The organism is Endozoicomonas atrinae, assembly GCF_001647025.1.
In the GTDB taxonomy this organism is placed as follows: Bacteria; Pseudomonadota; Gammaproteobacteria; order Pseudomonadales; family Endozoicomonadaceae; genus Endozoicomonas; species Endozoicomonas atrinae.
In genome coordinates, this window is sequence record NZ_LUKQ02000121.1 from 1 (window position 1) to 16,743 (window position 16,743).

The window sequence follows — 16,743 nt, forward strand, 5'->3', positions numbered from 1 at the left end:
TGCATCGTGAAAGTTTTCAGGAAAATCGGGAGTTTTAGGCATGACATTAACGGGATGAACAACAGGCTATTTAAAGTATAAAGGCAATCGCAGAATTCGTGACATATTTTGAAAATGAAATTGGTATAACTTTCGAGCAACATTCTGATTTACTGCACTTTTACATACATCCTCAGAGAAAGGGTAACACTGCGTTACTAGATCAGACTCTTTGATATGCTCTGTAACATTAACGACGCTTAACTGCTTGAACATACAAATCAACGGTTGCTGACTCGTGGGTCGTGATGGTGGGGAGTAATGAGGGGATGCTGTAGCTGGTATGTTTAGCCCGGAGTCCATGTCGAAATACACCTGTTATCATTATTCATTTACTACAGGTATAGACTTCCTCTTTGCTATTGAGTTCCAAGCCTAATACAAACTGGTTCAAATCGTATAAAAAAGCCGCTGAACCTATATTGATTAAAGGCTCAGCGGCTTTCTTTTTCAAATCAACCGGTTACTTATAAACAGGCAGACGTGAGCAGATTTCCAGCACTTTGGCTTTCACTTCTGCTTCGACCTGTTCATCACCGGAACCATCGGCCAGAGCATCCAGCACATCGCAGATCCAGCCAGCCAGAGCGGCAGAGTCTTCTTCGTTAAAGCCTCGGCGGGTAATCGCCGGTGTACCGATACGCAGACCACTGGTTACGAAAGGTGAACGTGGGTCATTAGGAACCGCGTTCTTGTTCACCGTGATATTGGCACGGCCAAGGGCTGCCTCTGCATCTTTACCGGTGAATTCCTTACCGATCAGATCCATCAGGAACAGGTGATCATCAGTACCACCGGAAACAATCTTGATACCACGTTCCATCATCACACGGGTCATGGCCTGGGCATTCCTGACCACCTGAGCCTGATATGCTTTGAACTCATCGGACATCGCTTCTTTAAAGCAGACAGCCTTGGCAGCAATCACATGGCACAGAGGGCCACCCTGAGACTCAGGGAAAACGGCAAAATTCAGTTTCTTGTTCAGTTCTTCATCTTCAGCGGCCAGGATCAAACCACCGCGAGGACCACCCAGAGTCTTGTGGGTAGTGGTTGTAACCACATCAGCGATGCCAACCGGAGATGGATAAACGCCCGCAGCCACCAGACCGGCAACATGAGCCATGTCAACCATGAGGTAGGCACCAACCTTGTCAGCAATATCACGGAAACGCTGCCAGTCGACAATTCTGGAGTATGCTGAAAAGCCACCAATGATAAGCTTGGGTTTATGCTCCAGAGCTAGGCGCTCAACTTCTTCGTAATCCAGCTCACCGGTATCAGGAGTAATACCGTACTGCACTGCATTATAGATTCGGCCTGAGGAGCTGACGCTGGCACCGTGTGTAAGGTGACCACCATGGGCCAGGCTCATACCAAGGATGGTATCACCGGGTTTCAGAAGCGCCATGAATACGGCGGAATTAGCCTGGGAACCCGAGTGAGGCTGAACGTTGGCATAACCAGCACCAAACAGCGCCTTGGCACGATCAATGGCCAGCTGCTCAGCGACGTCAACGTGCTCGCAGCCACCGTAATAACGCTTGCCAGGATAGCCCTCAGCGTATTTGTTAGTCAGCGCACTGCCCTGAGCTTCCATAACTCGTGGACTGGCATAGTTCTCGGAAGCGATCAGCTCAATATGCTCTTCCTGACGCAGAGTTTCCGCGTCAATAGCCGCCTTCAGCTCCGGATCAAATTCAGCGATGGTCATGTCCTTTGTGAACATTCATTACCTCTGGGTTGTTGCCTGTAAAATGCCTGGATGTCGGTGGTAAGGCGCTATTCTAATACAGCTTGGAGTAAATCTGCAGTGAAAATCCTTCATAAAACCTATGAGCAATAATAAACAGGCCGGAAACCTGAACCACGCCTTAAAGAATACTCATCAACCTGTCAGAAGTTACTTAACACTAAATTTATACGTAACAGATATTCAGATGGATGCCCTGTGGAGGTGGAACTTTATTGTTGTATTAGCATCTAAAAAAACCTACTGCCATTACAAAGAGTTAAATACTTTTGAATTTTCCTGTACTCGCTGATAATCCTTTTTGCCCTGACATGGATGCTGGCACCAGTATAAAAAACTCATCATATTCGAAAAAAATGAGTTACCTGAGGTATGAGGTTTCTATTTCTCAGGAGACTCAGACTCGACGTTTTTTTAACGATGCTACCGGCTGGCTTTTTCGTGCAAATGACAGGAATGTATTTCAATCAGCAATAACAGCACTGCAAAAAGTAACTCCCTATCAGATATCCCAGATGGAAATGCCTGAAAAGGCTGGCTATCAGAAGCAGCTTGAGGAGCTTGAGTCAGCGGTTGCAAGAGTAAAAGGCTATATAAGGCAAAGTGATAAAGGTACAGTAGATAATAAGCCCAATGAAGGGACTGAGTATTCCCATGACGGTCACCCTACCCCTCGAGATGCTGCCAATGGTAGTTATGGCGTTCTGAAACAGATATCAGTAGAAGAGCTGTTCAGTACAACCAACAGCTGGGATGGTTCAGAGATATCAAAAATGCTTGAAGCCGCTGCAAAAGAAGGTGGAAAGGTTACGGTGGCTGATATCACGATTCAACCAGGTGCAAAGCTTCCAGTCCACTCTCACGCCCACTTGATGGTGGCTCGCCATACCAGCGGACCAGGAATCACAGTAGTAAATACTGAAAATGGAGAGACTGCCCGCCTTGATAAGGAAAACCCTTTCCTTGTTGAGCTGGTTGATGTCCTGCACTACGGTTTTAACCATGGTGAAACGGCTACACAGCTTTCAGTCACCCGTATAGGGCCAAAAGATCAGCCCCATACAACTATTGTAAAGGATCAGGTGCACTGATTTCTCTTTTGTCGAAAAACAGGAAATACAGAAATGGTCAAAGTACGTTGACCATTTCATATAAAAGAAATGAACTTATGCAGGACTTCTTCATTCATCCCCCTCATGGCTCACGGTAGCCCATTGAATCAGGCATTGCTATGATCAGAGCTATCCAGTATCTTTCCGCGGTTTACCCTTAATTAGCATAGAGACCCAGACACATGGCACAGTACGTGTACACCATGAACCGGGTGAGCAAAATCGTTCCCCCGAAGCGCCAGATTTTAAAAAACATTTCCCTCTCCTTTTTTCCGGGTGCCAAAATTGGTGTTCTGGGTCTGAACGGAGCCGGTAAATCTACGCTCCTTCGCATTATGGCCGGTGTGGATCAGGAGTTTGACGGTGAAGCCCGTCCACAACCCAACCTGAATGTGGGTTACCTGCCTCAGGAGCCTGAGCTGGACCCGAATAAAACCGTCCGTGAAGTAGTTGAAGAAGCACTGGGTGAAGTTAAGGCTGCCCAGCAGCGTCTGGATGAAGTTTATGCAGCATACGCTGATCCAGATGCCGACTTTGATGCCCTGGCTACAGAGCAGGCCCGCCTGGAAAACATTATTCAGGCTGCCGATGCCCACAACCTGGAGCGCAAGCTGGAAGTCGCAGCCGATGCTCTGCGTCTGCCAGAATGGGACGCCAAAATTGAAAATCTCTCAGGTGGTGAGCGCCGCCGTGTTGCGCTCTGCCGTCTGCTGCTCTCCAGCCCTGAAATGCTGTTACTTGACGAACCAACCAACCACCTGGATGCTGAGTCCGTTGCCTGGCTGGAGCGCTTCCTGGTTGAATACCCCGGAACGGTCGTAGCAATTACTCACGACCGTTACTTCCTGGACAATGCCGCTGGCTGGATTCTGGAACTGGACCGTGGTGAAGGCATTCCTTACCAAGGCAACTACAGTTCCTGGCTGGAACAGAAAGAACAGCGCCTTGAGCAGGAACAGAAACAGCAGGATGCCCGCCGCAAGGCCATGGAGCACGAGCTTGAGTGGGCTCGCTCCAATGCCAAGGGTCGCCAGTCCAAGTCCAAAGCCCGTCTGGCGCGTTTTGAAGAGATGCAGTCCCAGGACTTCCAGACCCGTAATGAGACCAATGAAATCTACATTCCACCCGGTCCACGCCTGGGTGACAAGGTTATTGAAGTCAACAACCTGTCCAAAGGGTTTGGTGACCGTCTGTTGATCGATGATCTCAGCTTCAGCGTTCCAAAAGGTGCCATCGTGGGCATTATCGGTGGTAACGGTGCTGGTAAGTCCACCCTGTTCAAAATGATCACGGGTCAGGAACAGCCGGATTCCGGAACCGTTGAGCTGGGCGATACCGTCAAGATCTCCAACGTACAACAGCTGCGTGATGAGCTTGACGACAAGAAAACCGTCTGGGAAGCGATTTCCGATGGTCAGGATATATTGAAGATCAACAACTATGAAGTACCGTCCCGTGCATACATTGGACGCTTCAACTTCAAAGGTGGTGACCAGCAGAAGCGTGTCGGCGAACTCTCCGGTGGTGAGCGTGGCCGTCTCCAGCTGGCTGCTACATTAAAAGACGGCGGTAACGTACTGCTGCTGGACGAACCGTCCAACGACCTTGATGTAGAAACCCTGCGTGCACTGGAAGAAGCCCTGCTGGCCTTCCCCGGATGTGCCATGGTAATTTCCCATGACCGCTGGTTCCTGGACCGTGTAGCCACTCACATCCTGGCCTACGAAGGCGATTCCAAAGTCACCTTCTTTGAAGGTAACTACACCGAGTATGAAGCCGACCGTGTTGCCCGTCTGGGTGAAGAAGCGGCGGGCCCACACCGCATTAAGTACAAGCGTATTGATGCCTGATTAAATCTGGCATTTCCTGACTATCCCCAAAAGGGATAGTCAGCACGGCATCTCCAACATAATTTAAGAAAAAAGTCAGTATTCATAGCATTACTTTGCAAGCTCAGCGAGCTCGAGCCAACAAAAGTCTGCACAGCTATTTATCTGTAATCCATGTGTCCCTAACTCTGCTGAAGCGTTGAATTTTGGTCAAGCCTGATAGGCATTGTTTAATGCGTTACCCTTGAAAGGCTGCCTTGTGCGGCCTTTTTTGTGGAGTTGGGTAAATTACCACAATATTTTGGTTTGGTGTTTATTGCTGTTTGAGCATCAGGACTGTATTTAATGGAAAGAGTTGATCGTCTGTTAGTTTGATTTAACGTGAGTTCGATGATGAAAGACAGGGGAACCCCAGCTATTTAGCTATCTTTCGGATACCACGCCAGAGACAGCGAGCTGGAGGCTCCCGTGTCTATTGTCAGTGTATTCTGTGATGTTGATGATTTCTGCATAACTTTTGAATCACAATGGCATAGGCAACTCATTTGTCATACCAAAAAGCCTCCTGTTATATCAAAGCTGTCGCTCAGTGAAATAATGACCATCATCATTTATTTCCATCAGAGCGCTTTCCGCAATTTCAAACACTATTACCAGCGACTGATCAAACCTCATAAATCGGACTATTTCCCGAACCTGGTATCTTATAACCGCTTTGTAGAACTCATGAAGCAGGCATTGATACCACTCACGGTTTATCTCAAGTCTCAGTGCATGGGGCAGCCAACGGGTTTGTCATTCATAGATTCTACTCCAATCGTCGTTTTTGATAATCACCGGATCAATAACCACAAGGTCTTTAGTGAAGAGCCTAAACGGGGAAAAACGTCTACAGGCTGGAAGTTTGGTTTTAAATTGCACCTTATCATCAATCATCTGGGAGAAATTATGTCATTTTGTCTGACAACGGCTAACACCGATGACCGTAAGCCACTACCAGATCTTGTTGAAGAATTAACGGGTTGGCTTTATGGAGATAAGGGTTATATCTCTAAAAAACTGGCAGTCTGGTTACGTGAGAAAGGCCTGAATCTGATAACCAAAGTCAGGGAAAATATGAACCCCAGGGAGCTGAAGGCCTTTGATAAAGTGATGCGGCGAAAGCGCGCAGTCATAGAAAGCGTGAATGATCAGTTAAAGAACATTTCTCAGATAGAGCACTCTCGACATCGTTCACCCTTCAATTTTGCTGTAAATCTGATGGCAGGGCTTATCGCCTATTCACGACAGCCGAGAAAGCCGCATATTGATGTTTCAGTACTGACAAAAGGTATGCCTATGGCTTTCTGAGCGTCGAACTCACGTTGATTTAGGAGCTGTGCTGTATAGAATAAAGGCTAAAGGTTTATTTCTGAGCAGAGCGTGAAAGCCTTGTTTGGGGCTGTTGGGAAAAGCCTTTAAGGCCCAGCTAAAAGTCCCCCTCAACTATTAAGATTGAAGTGAAGCATGATGACCGTGATCGTTTTGTTTCCCGAAAGGGCTTAAAGTTAGCTGGAGCACTTGAGCAAACAGGTATTAATGCTCAGGGGATAACCTGCCTGGTGTAGGCCAGTCAACGGGTGGTTTTACTGATTGTATGTTGCAGATTGGTGCAGAGAAAGTTGTTAGTGTTTGAGTAGAGCATGGCCAGCTAGTGCCTTCATTGAGAGGGGGTGGTAGTAGAGAGTTTTTTATCCATGCACTAAAAAGTAATTTTTTGTGCGATAGAGTTGTGTTGATCATAAGAAGAGGGGCATTTTAATAAAAATAACATAAAGCCTGTGCTGCTGTTGATGGTAAAAGATTCTGGGTTTCCAATTGTTCGGCAAAAGGCTTTTTTGCTTGCTATATTTACTTTTGGCAGTAAAGACCTACTTGCTAAAGATCAATATGAATAACAACAAGGTACAGGTGAAGTGGTGGCTTTTTTTTCTGCTTCGATGCGTGTAAGCATATCATTATTCAATACTTTTAAGGGTAAAAGTCTTTTATTGCTGGTTAGCATATGGGGAGTTTTAATGATGCCTATAGACGTTATAGGGGGAGATCATCTAGCTTCGCATGGTGAGGGTGCAGATGAGTTTGACCTTGAAAAGCGTCAAGAAGAGTTAAAAGCGATGGCGGACTCAGCTTTTTATGGAATGACCAGAGATGAGGCGCTTAATCATTTGGAGGAGTTGCATAGTAGTCAGCTTGGTCGATTTTTGCTTGAAAACCGTGGGCTGAATGGTCAGTGGACAGCTTATTTGATTAAGGATGGCTTAGAAAAAAGCTCATTAAACTTTACCGAAACTTGGTTACTGAACAGAGCTCCAGCAGTTTTGGCAACACGAGAGCGCTTTGGCATATTTCAGAAGCAGCTAAAAAAACATCTGAAAGCGGGTATGAGTATCGCCTCTGTACCCTGTGGCCGAATGGATGACTTAATTGACTTGGATATAGGCGATGCTTCTGATTTGACATTTACAGGTATTGACCTTGATCAGGGCTCACTTGATCTTGCCAGAGAAAAGTCAGATTCTGTTTCAGGTAAAGAAAATGCTGTTACTTACAGTTATGAGAATAGGGATGCCTTGTCACCTGATGTTGGCTGGGGCTTAGGTGAAGCCCGGTTTGATATAATAACCAGCAATGGCCTGAATATTTATTTGAAAGATACTGATGTGGATCTCCTTTACCAAAATTTCTATAAGGCCTTGAAACCGGGTGGACTGTTAATTACCAGTTTTTTAACACAAAAGGAAGATAAAAATGGCACCCCTATATGGGAGGTTGGAGATGTGCAGGACAATCTTAAAAAGCAACGTACTATTTTTGCGACAATAATAGGAGTCCAGTGGCAAAATCTTCGTACAGAGGAGGAAACTGAGGATCAATTAAAAAGAGCGGGCTTTGAGGCTAAGACGATAGAGTTTAAGTATGATAAAAGGAAAATATTTCCTACAGTTATAGCAAGAAAACCAGAGCTTTAAATAAAGTGGGAGTATTAGAAGTGCATACTTTTGTTACGCCTGACAATGGTTCTATTTATACATTTCATTATGGTGTTATTTATAATGGGCAGTATAAAAATGATTACTTGATTAAATCAGGATTTAAAACTCTTCTTTTATCATAGGGGAAAGTATATTTACATCCCAGACGAGAAAAACATGATAACAACAATATATTCCACAGAAAATGATCAGATTATTGATGATATAATTTTAGACACTGATATGTCAGCCTTCATTGATCATTAGTTAATACCGATTATTCGAGATTTTATATTGCAGATAATCCCCGCTGGATCATTTATATTATTGCCCCTAAAAACAGGGTAGTTCTGAAAAAATCGATCTAGGCTCACCCAGTAATTGCTCAGACATTTCAGGATCACCCTGGAATTGGATCAGCGTTCACCCATGGTTTTATTTATGAAAGACCTGACACTGACGGATGGAAACCATGAAGTGACCACCAAAGAAGAAGAGTGATTTAATAGCTGGCGGAGCCTACTATCGCGGGCTCCCTCTCCAATAACTTAAGCAGTCATCGCCAGACATTCCCCGGTAGAAACCGAAGTATATTTCTTCCCATCTAACCTGGCAGGCACGCCGTTGATAAAGACATGTTCAATACCACTGGGCGGAGCATTACATAAGTCATGTGTTGTATTATCCCGCACCTGCTGCCAGTCCAGCACTACCACATCGGCAACAAAACCATCACGGATACAACCACGCTCAGCAATCCCAAAACGTTCAGCCGCCTGTGCCGTCATTCGATGAATCAGTGTTTCCAGCGATACGTTGCCCGTCTCCCGAGCAATCTGCAGAAAGCGGGGAAAAGCACCAAAGGTAGCGGCGTTTTCAACTCCGGATGGCTCAGGCCAGGAATCCGTCATAAACATGGCGGCTGGATGAGTCATCAGCTTTTCCACAATCTGTGGGCCGTAATATTTATGCATAATCATCCGGGCTTCCGCATTGGACTGATCAAGAATATCCACCATTACCTCAAAGGGTGACTTCCCTACCCTGCTGGCAATCTCGGTAATAAACAGCCCGTTATACTTTTCATAAGCAGGGCAACTGGCATCACTGATCTGTATACAGTCGTAACCAAGCCCCAATGATCGAAATGCCAGCCAGGCTTCCAGCCTCAGACGCAACATGGGCAGGGGCTTTTTCAAAATCCCGGGCATACCGGCCATCACCCACTCCGGCAAGAGAGTGTTGAGCAGTGTGGCGCCAAAAGGATAGGGAAACATATCAAACTTTACATCGACACCATCAGCAATGGCTTTGTCGAACTTAGCAATGGCTTCATTTAGGGTATTCCAGGTCGCTTCCCCTACAAAAATCAGATGAGAAAACTGCAGCCGAACGCCCGTCTCTCTGGCCAGATCCAGCATCTCGTCAATCGCCCGCAGGTTATGAGCCTTGCCGAATGGGTTCATTGGGTATGTACCAGAAAGGCTGGAATAAGCCTTGGCATGCACCGTCAGTACTTTGTCGTGTTTTTTTACCAGCTGGGCCACGGCCCGTAACTCTTCCTTACTGGCAAAAACACCTGGTTTATATTGAAGACCCAGGGAGATCCCTGCTGCTCCTTGAGACAAAGCTTCATCCAGCATCACCAGCATTTCGTACGACTGACCGGAAGAGAGTGGCTCTGCACTGAAACCATTGAGTGAAGTACGGCAAACGCCATGACCAACCAGGCTGACGAGGTTGGGACCACAGCCATGCCCCTGAATACGCTGCTGATACCCCTGAAAGCTGTGCCAGGTTATCTCTCCATGACCTTCTTTAAACAGCGAGTTTTCAATCAGGTGCTGATGAGGGGTATTGCACTTAAAACCGAATGGACTGAAACCGCAGTTACCCACCACCATCGTTGTGATGCCCTGGGCTATAAATGGATCAAAATGTTCCGGTGCATGTTCAATGGCGAAGTAATCCATATGGCTATGGACATCAATAAAGCCGGGAGCGACCACCTTACCGGTACAATCAATGGTGGTGGCATCAGCGACTTTTTCTGTGGGCTTCATAACCCGAAGCCGCCCCTGCTCCATCAATACATTCGCTTTTCTGCCCGGGGTACCAGTGCCATCGATCAGCAGGCCATTTTGCAGCAAGATTTTATTATTATTATCGGGTGCTGTGCCCATATTTACCTCTGTATTTTGAGAGCTATTAGATATAGCTAACCCTTCACCCTAGCGGTATCAGCAACAGAGTCAAGAAGAGAAACATTTCGAAGAAAAAACAATCAGTACTGCTATGTCCAACTGACATAAACAACTTCAGCCGGAATATCATTCTCCTGGAAAAACGCCAGCCAGAGTTTCTGGTTATCCTGCAGCCGATCTCCCGGGCCCTTCACTTCAACCCATTGGTACTTTTTATTTTCCACATCAAACAGGATCAGATCCGGAAACCCGGTTCGGTTATGGGCGATATCAAACATCAGTCGTTGAAACATGGCACGCAGTTGCTCTACCGGTATCAACGATACGGCAAGGGTAATCAGCTCCGGTCTGAGCGCAGGCCAGATAACCAGACGGTTACTTATTCCCTGCTTCTCGTTATAGGTTGTCAGCAGGGTATCCAGAAGATGGCTTTCAGACATCTCTGACAGTCTGTGATGAATCGAATCCTTACAGTTCTGATAAAAATCAGGGGTCATCAGATCTGCAGGCCCACTTTGAAACGGGTGAAAAAAGGCCCCATCCCTATCGGCGAAAACTATATCCCAGAACCACAGGCCTGCGAGTCCGTTTATCAGGGCATTTTCCACATAAAACACCTGCCTCCCCTGGTTTCTGAAATACTCCTGAACCTGAAACTCAACCCGCTGACCATTGTCGTTAAACTCAAGAGTCCGTTCATTCAACCGAGAGATTTGCCGCTTACGCTTTTCCCCTTTCAGGGTTTTGGAAAACCGATGGGCAAAAGCCAGCTCCAGGCTGCTGGCCGGTGAAGCCTCTATCTCTTCACAAAGAGCCAGAGCGCCAGCAGTATCATTGAGTTTGGCCATAATGCGAGTCCGCCGTTCCCGGGACGGTGGCAAATAGGACTGCTGAAAACTCACTACCGCCTCCCTCAATGCCCCTTGCCTTTCCATATCACGGGCAATGGCATTTACCAACCGAGCATGACGACGCTTCAGTGTCGGATGAGTGAAGTCAGACGATGGCGGTAATTTTGTAAACAGAACCTGCAATGAATCAAGGTCAAGCTTCTTACTTTCATAGGCAACCTCCTGCCAGAGCATTGACAAGCTAAACCCCAGTTCCAGCTCCTCCCGGCTATTGAACAGCCTGGATGTCAGCGGATAACTTTCAAAACGAGTCAACCCCAAATCCTGAAGCACGAACTCCGTCAGATCCTGACTGAGGTTACCAAAGAACAGGAACAATATGGTTCTCAGCTCTTCCATATACAGAGGTTGAAGTGTGGTAAATGGAGGATCAGGGCAGGCTTGATCACTATCAACCAGTCGGTTTACCAGAGCCTGTTTACGTTCACTTCGGTAAGTCCCAAGCTGGTCAGGAAAACAGAGTAACAACTCACTTTTGGTCATCAGGTCTGACAGACCGACAATATCCAGTGGTGGGTTAGCCTGTATCAGATCAGCACCAACCAGCTCATTAACGGCGAGTTCAATGGATGTAATTTCCGGATAATTCAGTTTATCCGTTCGAAATACCGGGCCTTTCCGACTCGCCAGTCGCACATAGAGCTTCTGCGCATCCTCCTCCAGCAGCTGGAACGTGTTTAAAAAATCAGTTTCGCTGTCATTCAACAGATCAACATACCGCTTCTCTACAAAACCAAGCAGCTTCTGAAAATTGGTCAGGTAATAGTCTTCAGGTAATACCGCGGGCGCTTGCAACGGAGCCTCTCTATTCACAGGCAGCAATATCTGAAGGGCGGAATACCTGCAAGCCGGACACATCCAGTAACGACTGTTGGTACATCAACTTCGCCAGAGCTTCTATCCGGGTGGGACGAAGTGCTTTTAAACCAGAAACCGGCAGGCTGCCTAACAGAGACATCACATAAAAACCGATAGATTCCATTAACCGGAACTCATTGCGTTCCCCATGCAACAACGAAGGCTGGTAAATGGACAGAGAACGAAGCCCCATTCTTTTCAGCCCACTCTCCGCCTCACCTTTCACCTTCATATAAAAGGCCAGAGACCTCTTATCGGCGCCATGGGCACTGATCAGATGAAACGATGGCTGTCCATGACTGACTGCCCACTGCCCAAGCGCCAGAACATAATCACGGTCGACTTTTGCAAAGGCTGGCTTTGAGCCCGCTTTTTTAATCGTAGTGCCAAGGCAACAGAACAGGACATCGACGGTTAAACCTGGCTCCAGGTCCTGTAACTGGTCCAGACTCAGCACAATCTCCCTGACCTTGAGATGATCTCTCCAGGGAGTGGTTCGATAGTGGAGAACAATAACCTCAGAATAGTGATCACTCGCCAGCAGAGATGCCATCAACACCTGCCCGGTGGCTCCGGTTGCACCAACCACCATGGCAACCTTGGGGGGCTTTTCTTTACTCATTCTTCTTACCCGTCTCTCCAGCTAATCAACCCGAAAAACAACCTGTGGAATCACAAATACCAGTCGAAATTGTCAGGCAAATCAAGTAAAAAGTGCGACATAACAATTTTCATAACCATTCTCATAAAAAACAGGACCGCAGTTTATGACCAGGCTTGCAGAAACCTTGGCCGCTATTGACCAGCTTCACGGGATGGATCCAAAGATTGTTGATGGCACCCCGGCAGAGCTGAGCTATGCCCTGCAAATGACACACTGGTTACAGCAGCTGGCTCCGAATGCATCTGAAGAGCTCCAGATCGCCGTTCGCAGTCAGCACCTCTGCCGCTGGGAAATCCCCCGTTCAGAATACCCTGAAGGACGCACCGGCTACCTGAAATGGCGCACTGAGCTGGGCAAACTGCATGCTCGAAAAGCCTGTGAAATCATGGCCAGGCACGGTTATTCAGAAGAAAGCTGTGCACAGGCATCAGCAATCATACGCAAGCAGGGCATCAAGCGTAATGCTGACACCCAGACTCTGGAAGACTGCGCCTGCCTGGTATTTTTGACCCGGGACTTTTCGGCCTTTGCCACAAAACACCCCAGGGAGAAGGTGATCGACATTGTGCAGAAAACCTGGAAGAAGATGTCTGAGCAGGCTCAGCAGAAAGCATTGGAATTACCATTTTCAGAGCCTGACCTGAAAATTCTTCAAGAGGCATTGGCGGGTAATTAGTGAGCGTTGACCGCTACCCGCAGCACAAATGCCCATAGCGTAAGAAAAATATTTTGCGCCCCCCCGGCAATGAAAAATGGATAAGCAAAATATTTTTCGCGGCAAAAATTAAGACATACATTTTACAGGCTGCGGATAACGACCTTTTGTTCCCTACCTTCTCTGCTTTACGTACAATACCCCACGGGATTGATGGGGAGTAAAGCTGTGATCAGCAGGCTGGATCAGAAAACAACAAATACCTTATATAGCCACTTTGCCCGTGAACTGGCCTCTGCAGGCTTTAGCGGGGATATTGAGCTGGGTTATGCCGACCGGACCGTTCTGGCAACGGACAACTCGATCTATCAAGTACTTCCCGAGGGTGTACTCTACCCTCGCTCAACGGAAGACATCAGCAAAATTCTCACACTTGCTCATAAGCCTGATTTCCACCCGATTGTTGTTTCTCCCCGTGGTGGCGGTACCGGCACCAATGGCCAGTCGCTTACGTCAGGCTTTATGGTGGACACCAGCCGCTACATGAACCGGGTGCTGAAAATCAACACCAAAGAGCGCTGGGCCAGGGTTCAATCGGGAGCAGTCAAAGACTACCTCAACGAGCTGGCAGCTAAAGAATGTCTATTCTTTGCTCCGGAGCTCTCCACCAGCAACCGGGCAACCGTTGGTGGTATGGTCAATACCGACGCCAGCGGTCAGGGCTCTGTGGTCTATGGCAAAACCCGCCACCATGTACTGGAGCTGACCTCAGTTCTTGCTGATGGCACAGTATGGAACTCCTCACCTGTCGATAACGGTCAACTTGAGCAACTGTGTCAGCGACAGGATCGGATTGGTGAAATTTATAACACCTTGAAAAAGACACACAGCGAGCATCATCAGCGAGTGTCTGAAATATTCCCCCACCTGAACAGAAACCTGACCGGCTACGATCTGGCCAATATTGTAAATAAAGACAACCAGCACGACCTGAACGCGATACTCTGTGGCTCAGAAGGCACTCTGGCCATCATCAGTGAAATTAAAGTTAACCTGCTGCCTATCCCGAAGCAGTCTGCCCTGGTGCTGGTTTTCTACAAAAGTTTCCAGGACTCACTGCAGGATGCCCAGGCATTGATGGCTGCCGAGCCCGGTTCCATTGAGACCATCGACTCCCGTGTGCTTGGGCTGGCCAAGTCCGATAGCGTCTGGGAAAGCGTCAAAGACTTCTTCCCGCTCTCGTCAGAACAAGCGAGTGATGATATTGATGGCATTAACTTTGTTGAATTTACCGGCGACGATGAAGCCGAGATTCAGCAGGGTATCGATCGCCTGAAAGCAGAGCTGGAAAAGCCGGTCAGTATCTGGCGTGCCGGTCACAGCGTGGTGATGGGTACCGGCAATGTTAAAAAGATCTGGAATATGCGTAAGCAGGCCGTTGGGCTGCTGGGTAATATGAAAGGCGACGCTCGACCAATACCATTTGTCGAGGATGTTGCCGTTCCTCCAGAAAATCTCGCCGAGTTTATTAAAGCGTTCCGGGCACTGCTGGACAGTCACCACCTTTCCTATGGCATGTTTGGTCATGTGGATGCTGGCGTACTCCATGTGCGCCCAGCCATCGATATGAAAGACCCGGAACAGGAGAAACTGGTTCGTTTAATCAGTGATGACGTTGCCGCACTGGCCAGAAGCCATGGTGGCGTGCTCTGGGGCGAACACGGTAAAGGTGTCCGTTCGGAATACTCACCGGACTTCTTTGCCGACCTCTACCCGGTACTGCAGGAAATCAAAGGTGTATTTGACCCTTACAACCAGTTAAACCCCGGCAAGATTGCCACACCCGCAACCCTGCCAGAGCCGCTTCAGCTGCTGAAAATTGATGAAGTGCCAACCCGTGGCCAGCAGGACCGGGAGATTGAGCGAAACGCCTTTGAAGCATTCACCAGCAGCCTTTACTGCAACGGCAACGGTGCCTGCTTCAACTACAACCCCAACAGTGCCATGTGTCCTACCTGGAAGGCGACTTATGACCGGATTCAGTCCCCAAAAGGCCGCTCTGGCCTGGTGCGGGAATGGCTGCGGTTACAAACCGCCGCTGGTGCTGATATTGCTGGTGAAAGCCATAAGATTCGTCAGGCGGGTCCACTCTATAACAGTGGCCAGAAACTGATTAACCTGGTGAACAAATGGCGGGGTGAAGAAGACTTCAGCCATCAGGTGTATGGTGCCCTGGATAACTGCATGAGCTGTAAATCCTGTGCAGGGCAATGTCCTATTCAGGTCAATGTGCCCGACCTGCGTTCCCGTTACTTTGAACTGTATCATGGCCGCTACCCAAGGCCGGTTAAGCATCACATCGCTGGTCTGCTGGAGCCTATGCTGCCCGTACTGGCAAAGTTCAAGCCTGCTTACAACCTGGTCATGGGCTGGTCAGTGGCCAATACCCTTGCCGGCAAAACCGTTGGTCTGCAGGATATCCCTGCGATTACCAGCTCATCGCCAACCAGCGACTGTTGTCGTGCAGGTGCGGCCATCGCCAACCGTACATTGTTGGATGCCATCCCCGACAGTGAACGGGATAAAACCGTCATCATTATTCAGGATGCCTTTACCAGCTTCTTTGAAACACCACTGCTGACCGATCTGGTTGAGCTTCTGATCCGCCTTGGTTACCGACCGTTGATTGCGCCGTACAAACCCAATGGTAAGGTGCTTCATGTTTATGGTTTCCTGGGCCGGTTTGAAAAAATCGCCAGAACCAATGGCGAAGAGCTGAAAGAGCTGGCCAACAGTGGTATCAGCCTGATGGGTATTGATGCTGCGGTTACCCTGACCTACCGGGATGAATACAAAGAAGTGATGGGTGAAACGTCTCCTGAGGTACTGCTGCTTTCTGAATGGTTTGCTCAGCAGTCAGATGCCCTGAGACAGTTGCAAATGGATCTTTCAGATAAGGCCGATGAAGAGTTTGTTCTGCTGGGGCACTGTACAGAAACTTCCAACGTACCTGCAGCCCCTGCTCAGTGGCAGCAATTATACCAGGACCTGGGTCTGAAGCTTACGTATAAGGCCACTGGCTGCTGTGGGATGGCCGGCATCTATGGCCATGAAACCCGAAATCAGGAAACCTCAAGAAAGCTGTACGACATGAGCTGGAAGGACGTTGTGCAGAACCCGGAAAACAGCGGCAGACTGGTCGCTACCGGTTACTCCTGCCGCAGCCAGGTGAAGCGTTACGGCGATGGCAAGATTCCACACCCGGTACAGGCACTTTTGCAGGTTATGAAACAGCAATCAGCGGTTTAAAAGCCTTCATCACAAATACACGGAGAAATAAAAGCGTTTCTGGATCCCATGCTTCGCGTAGGAATCCATAACGTAGAGTTGCGGAGAGTCACCAGGCTACGCTCCCACGCAGATCATGGGAGCGAGGTATTGAATCATAGAGACATAAAGCGCTTTTCTTTGCGTCTTAGTGTCTCTGTGGTTCAAACAAAAAGCTTACCGGTATAACTGACGAGACTCTGCCGTCACTTCGTATGCTTCAGAAACTTCCTTCAGGAACTCATCAGTCATACCAATTTCATTTTCAAAATATGTCACGAATTCTGCGATTGCCTTTATACTTTAAATAGCCTGTTGTTCATCCCGTTAATGTCATGCCTAAAACTCCCGATTTTCCTGAAAACTTTCACGATGCA

The 16,743-nt window shown here is 47.9% G+C and carries 10 protein-coding genes; 6 read left to right on the forward strand and 4 right to left on the reverse strand.

Annotated elements, in window-relative coordinates:
* Positions 1-502 precede the first annotated feature (502 nt).
* Entirely contained in the window at positions 503-1,768 is a 1,266-nt protein-coding gene (gene glyA / locus AK963_RS16310; RefSeq protein ID WP_066016508.1) for a serine hydroxymethyltransferase, read from the reverse strand.
* A 380-nt stretch (positions 1,769-2,148) separates the two neighbouring features.
* Between glyA and AK963_RS16315 the strand changes: the two genes are divergently transcribed.
* From AK963_RS16315 to AK963_RS16330, 4 genes are all read left to right on the forward strand, one after another.
* Positions 2,149-2,883 (forward strand): cupin domain-containing protein, encoded by a 735-nt coding sequence (locus AK963_RS16315; protein WP_139117452.1) that lies wholly within the window; start codon positions 2,149-2,151, stop codon positions 2,881-2,883.
* 203 nt (positions 2,884-3,086) lie between these two features.
* Positions 3,087-4,754, forward strand: a complete 1,668-nt coding sequence (ettA, locus tag AK963_RS16320) for an energy-dependent translational throttle protein EttA (RefSeq protein ID WP_066016510.1) — start codon at positions 3,087-3,089, stop codon at positions 4,752-4,754.
* A 447-nt stretch (positions 4,755-5,201) separates the two neighbouring features.
* The gene (locus AK963_RS16325; protein ID WP_066016511.1) at positions 5,202-6,083 is read left to right on the forward strand and encodes an IS982 family transposase; all 882 of its coding nucleotides are present in this window, start codon (positions 5,202-5,204) and stop codon (positions 6,081-6,083) included.
* Between the two features lie 707 nt (positions 6,084-6,790).
* Entirely contained in the window at positions 6,791-7,744 is a 954-nt protein-coding gene (locus tag AK963_RS16330; RefSeq protein ID WP_066016512.1) for a class I SAM-dependent methyltransferase, read from the forward strand.
* A gap of 551 nt (positions 7,745-8,295) precedes the next feature.
* Here AK963_RS16330 and AK963_RS16335 read toward each other — a convergent pair.
* The 3 genes from AK963_RS16335 to AK963_RS16345 all read right to left on the reverse strand — a co-directional run bounded on the left by AK963_RS16335 (position 8,296) and on the right by AK963_RS16345 (position 12,342).
* Positions 8,296-9,930 carry an N-acyl-D-amino-acid deacylase family protein gene (locus tag AK963_RS16335; protein WP_066016513.1) on the reverse strand — a complete coding sequence of 545 codons (1,635 nt, stop codon included), beginning with the start codon at positions 9,928-9,930 and terminating at the stop codon, positions 8,296-8,298.
* A 110-nt stretch (positions 9,931-10,040) separates the two neighbouring features.
* On the reverse strand, positions 10,041-11,657 hold the full coding sequence (locus AK963_RS16340) for a VRR-NUC domain-containing protein (protein ID WP_175404547.1): 1,617 nt from the start codon (positions 11,655-11,657) through the stop codon (positions 10,041-10,043).
* Positions 11,658-11,667: 10 nt separating this feature from the next.
* Positions 11,668-12,342 carry a Rossmann-fold NAD(P)-binding domain-containing protein gene (locus tag AK963_RS16345; RefSeq protein ID WP_083232705.1) on the reverse strand — a complete coding sequence of 225 codons (675 nt, stop codon included), beginning with the start codon at positions 12,340-12,342 and terminating at the stop codon, positions 11,668-11,670.
* 145 nt (positions 12,343-12,487) lie between these two features.
* Between AK963_RS16345 and AK963_RS16350 the strand changes: the two genes are divergently transcribed.
* Together AK963_RS16350 and ydiJ are read left to right on the forward strand one after the other, a co-directional pair.
* A complete protein-coding gene (locus AK963_RS16350) occupies positions 12,488-13,060 on the forward strand; it encodes a DUF4202 domain-containing protein (RefSeq protein WP_066016515.1) in 573 nt (190 codons plus the stop codon).
* Between the two features lie 207 nt (positions 13,061-13,267).
* Positions 13,268-16,348 carry a D-2-hydroxyglutarate dehydrogenase YdiJ gene (gene ydiJ, locus AK963_RS16355; protein WP_066016517.1) on the forward strand — a complete coding sequence of 1,027 codons (3,081 nt, stop codon included), beginning with the start codon at positions 13,268-13,270 and terminating at the stop codon, positions 16,346-16,348.
* The last annotated feature ends 395 nt before the right edge of the window (positions 16,349-16,743 follow it).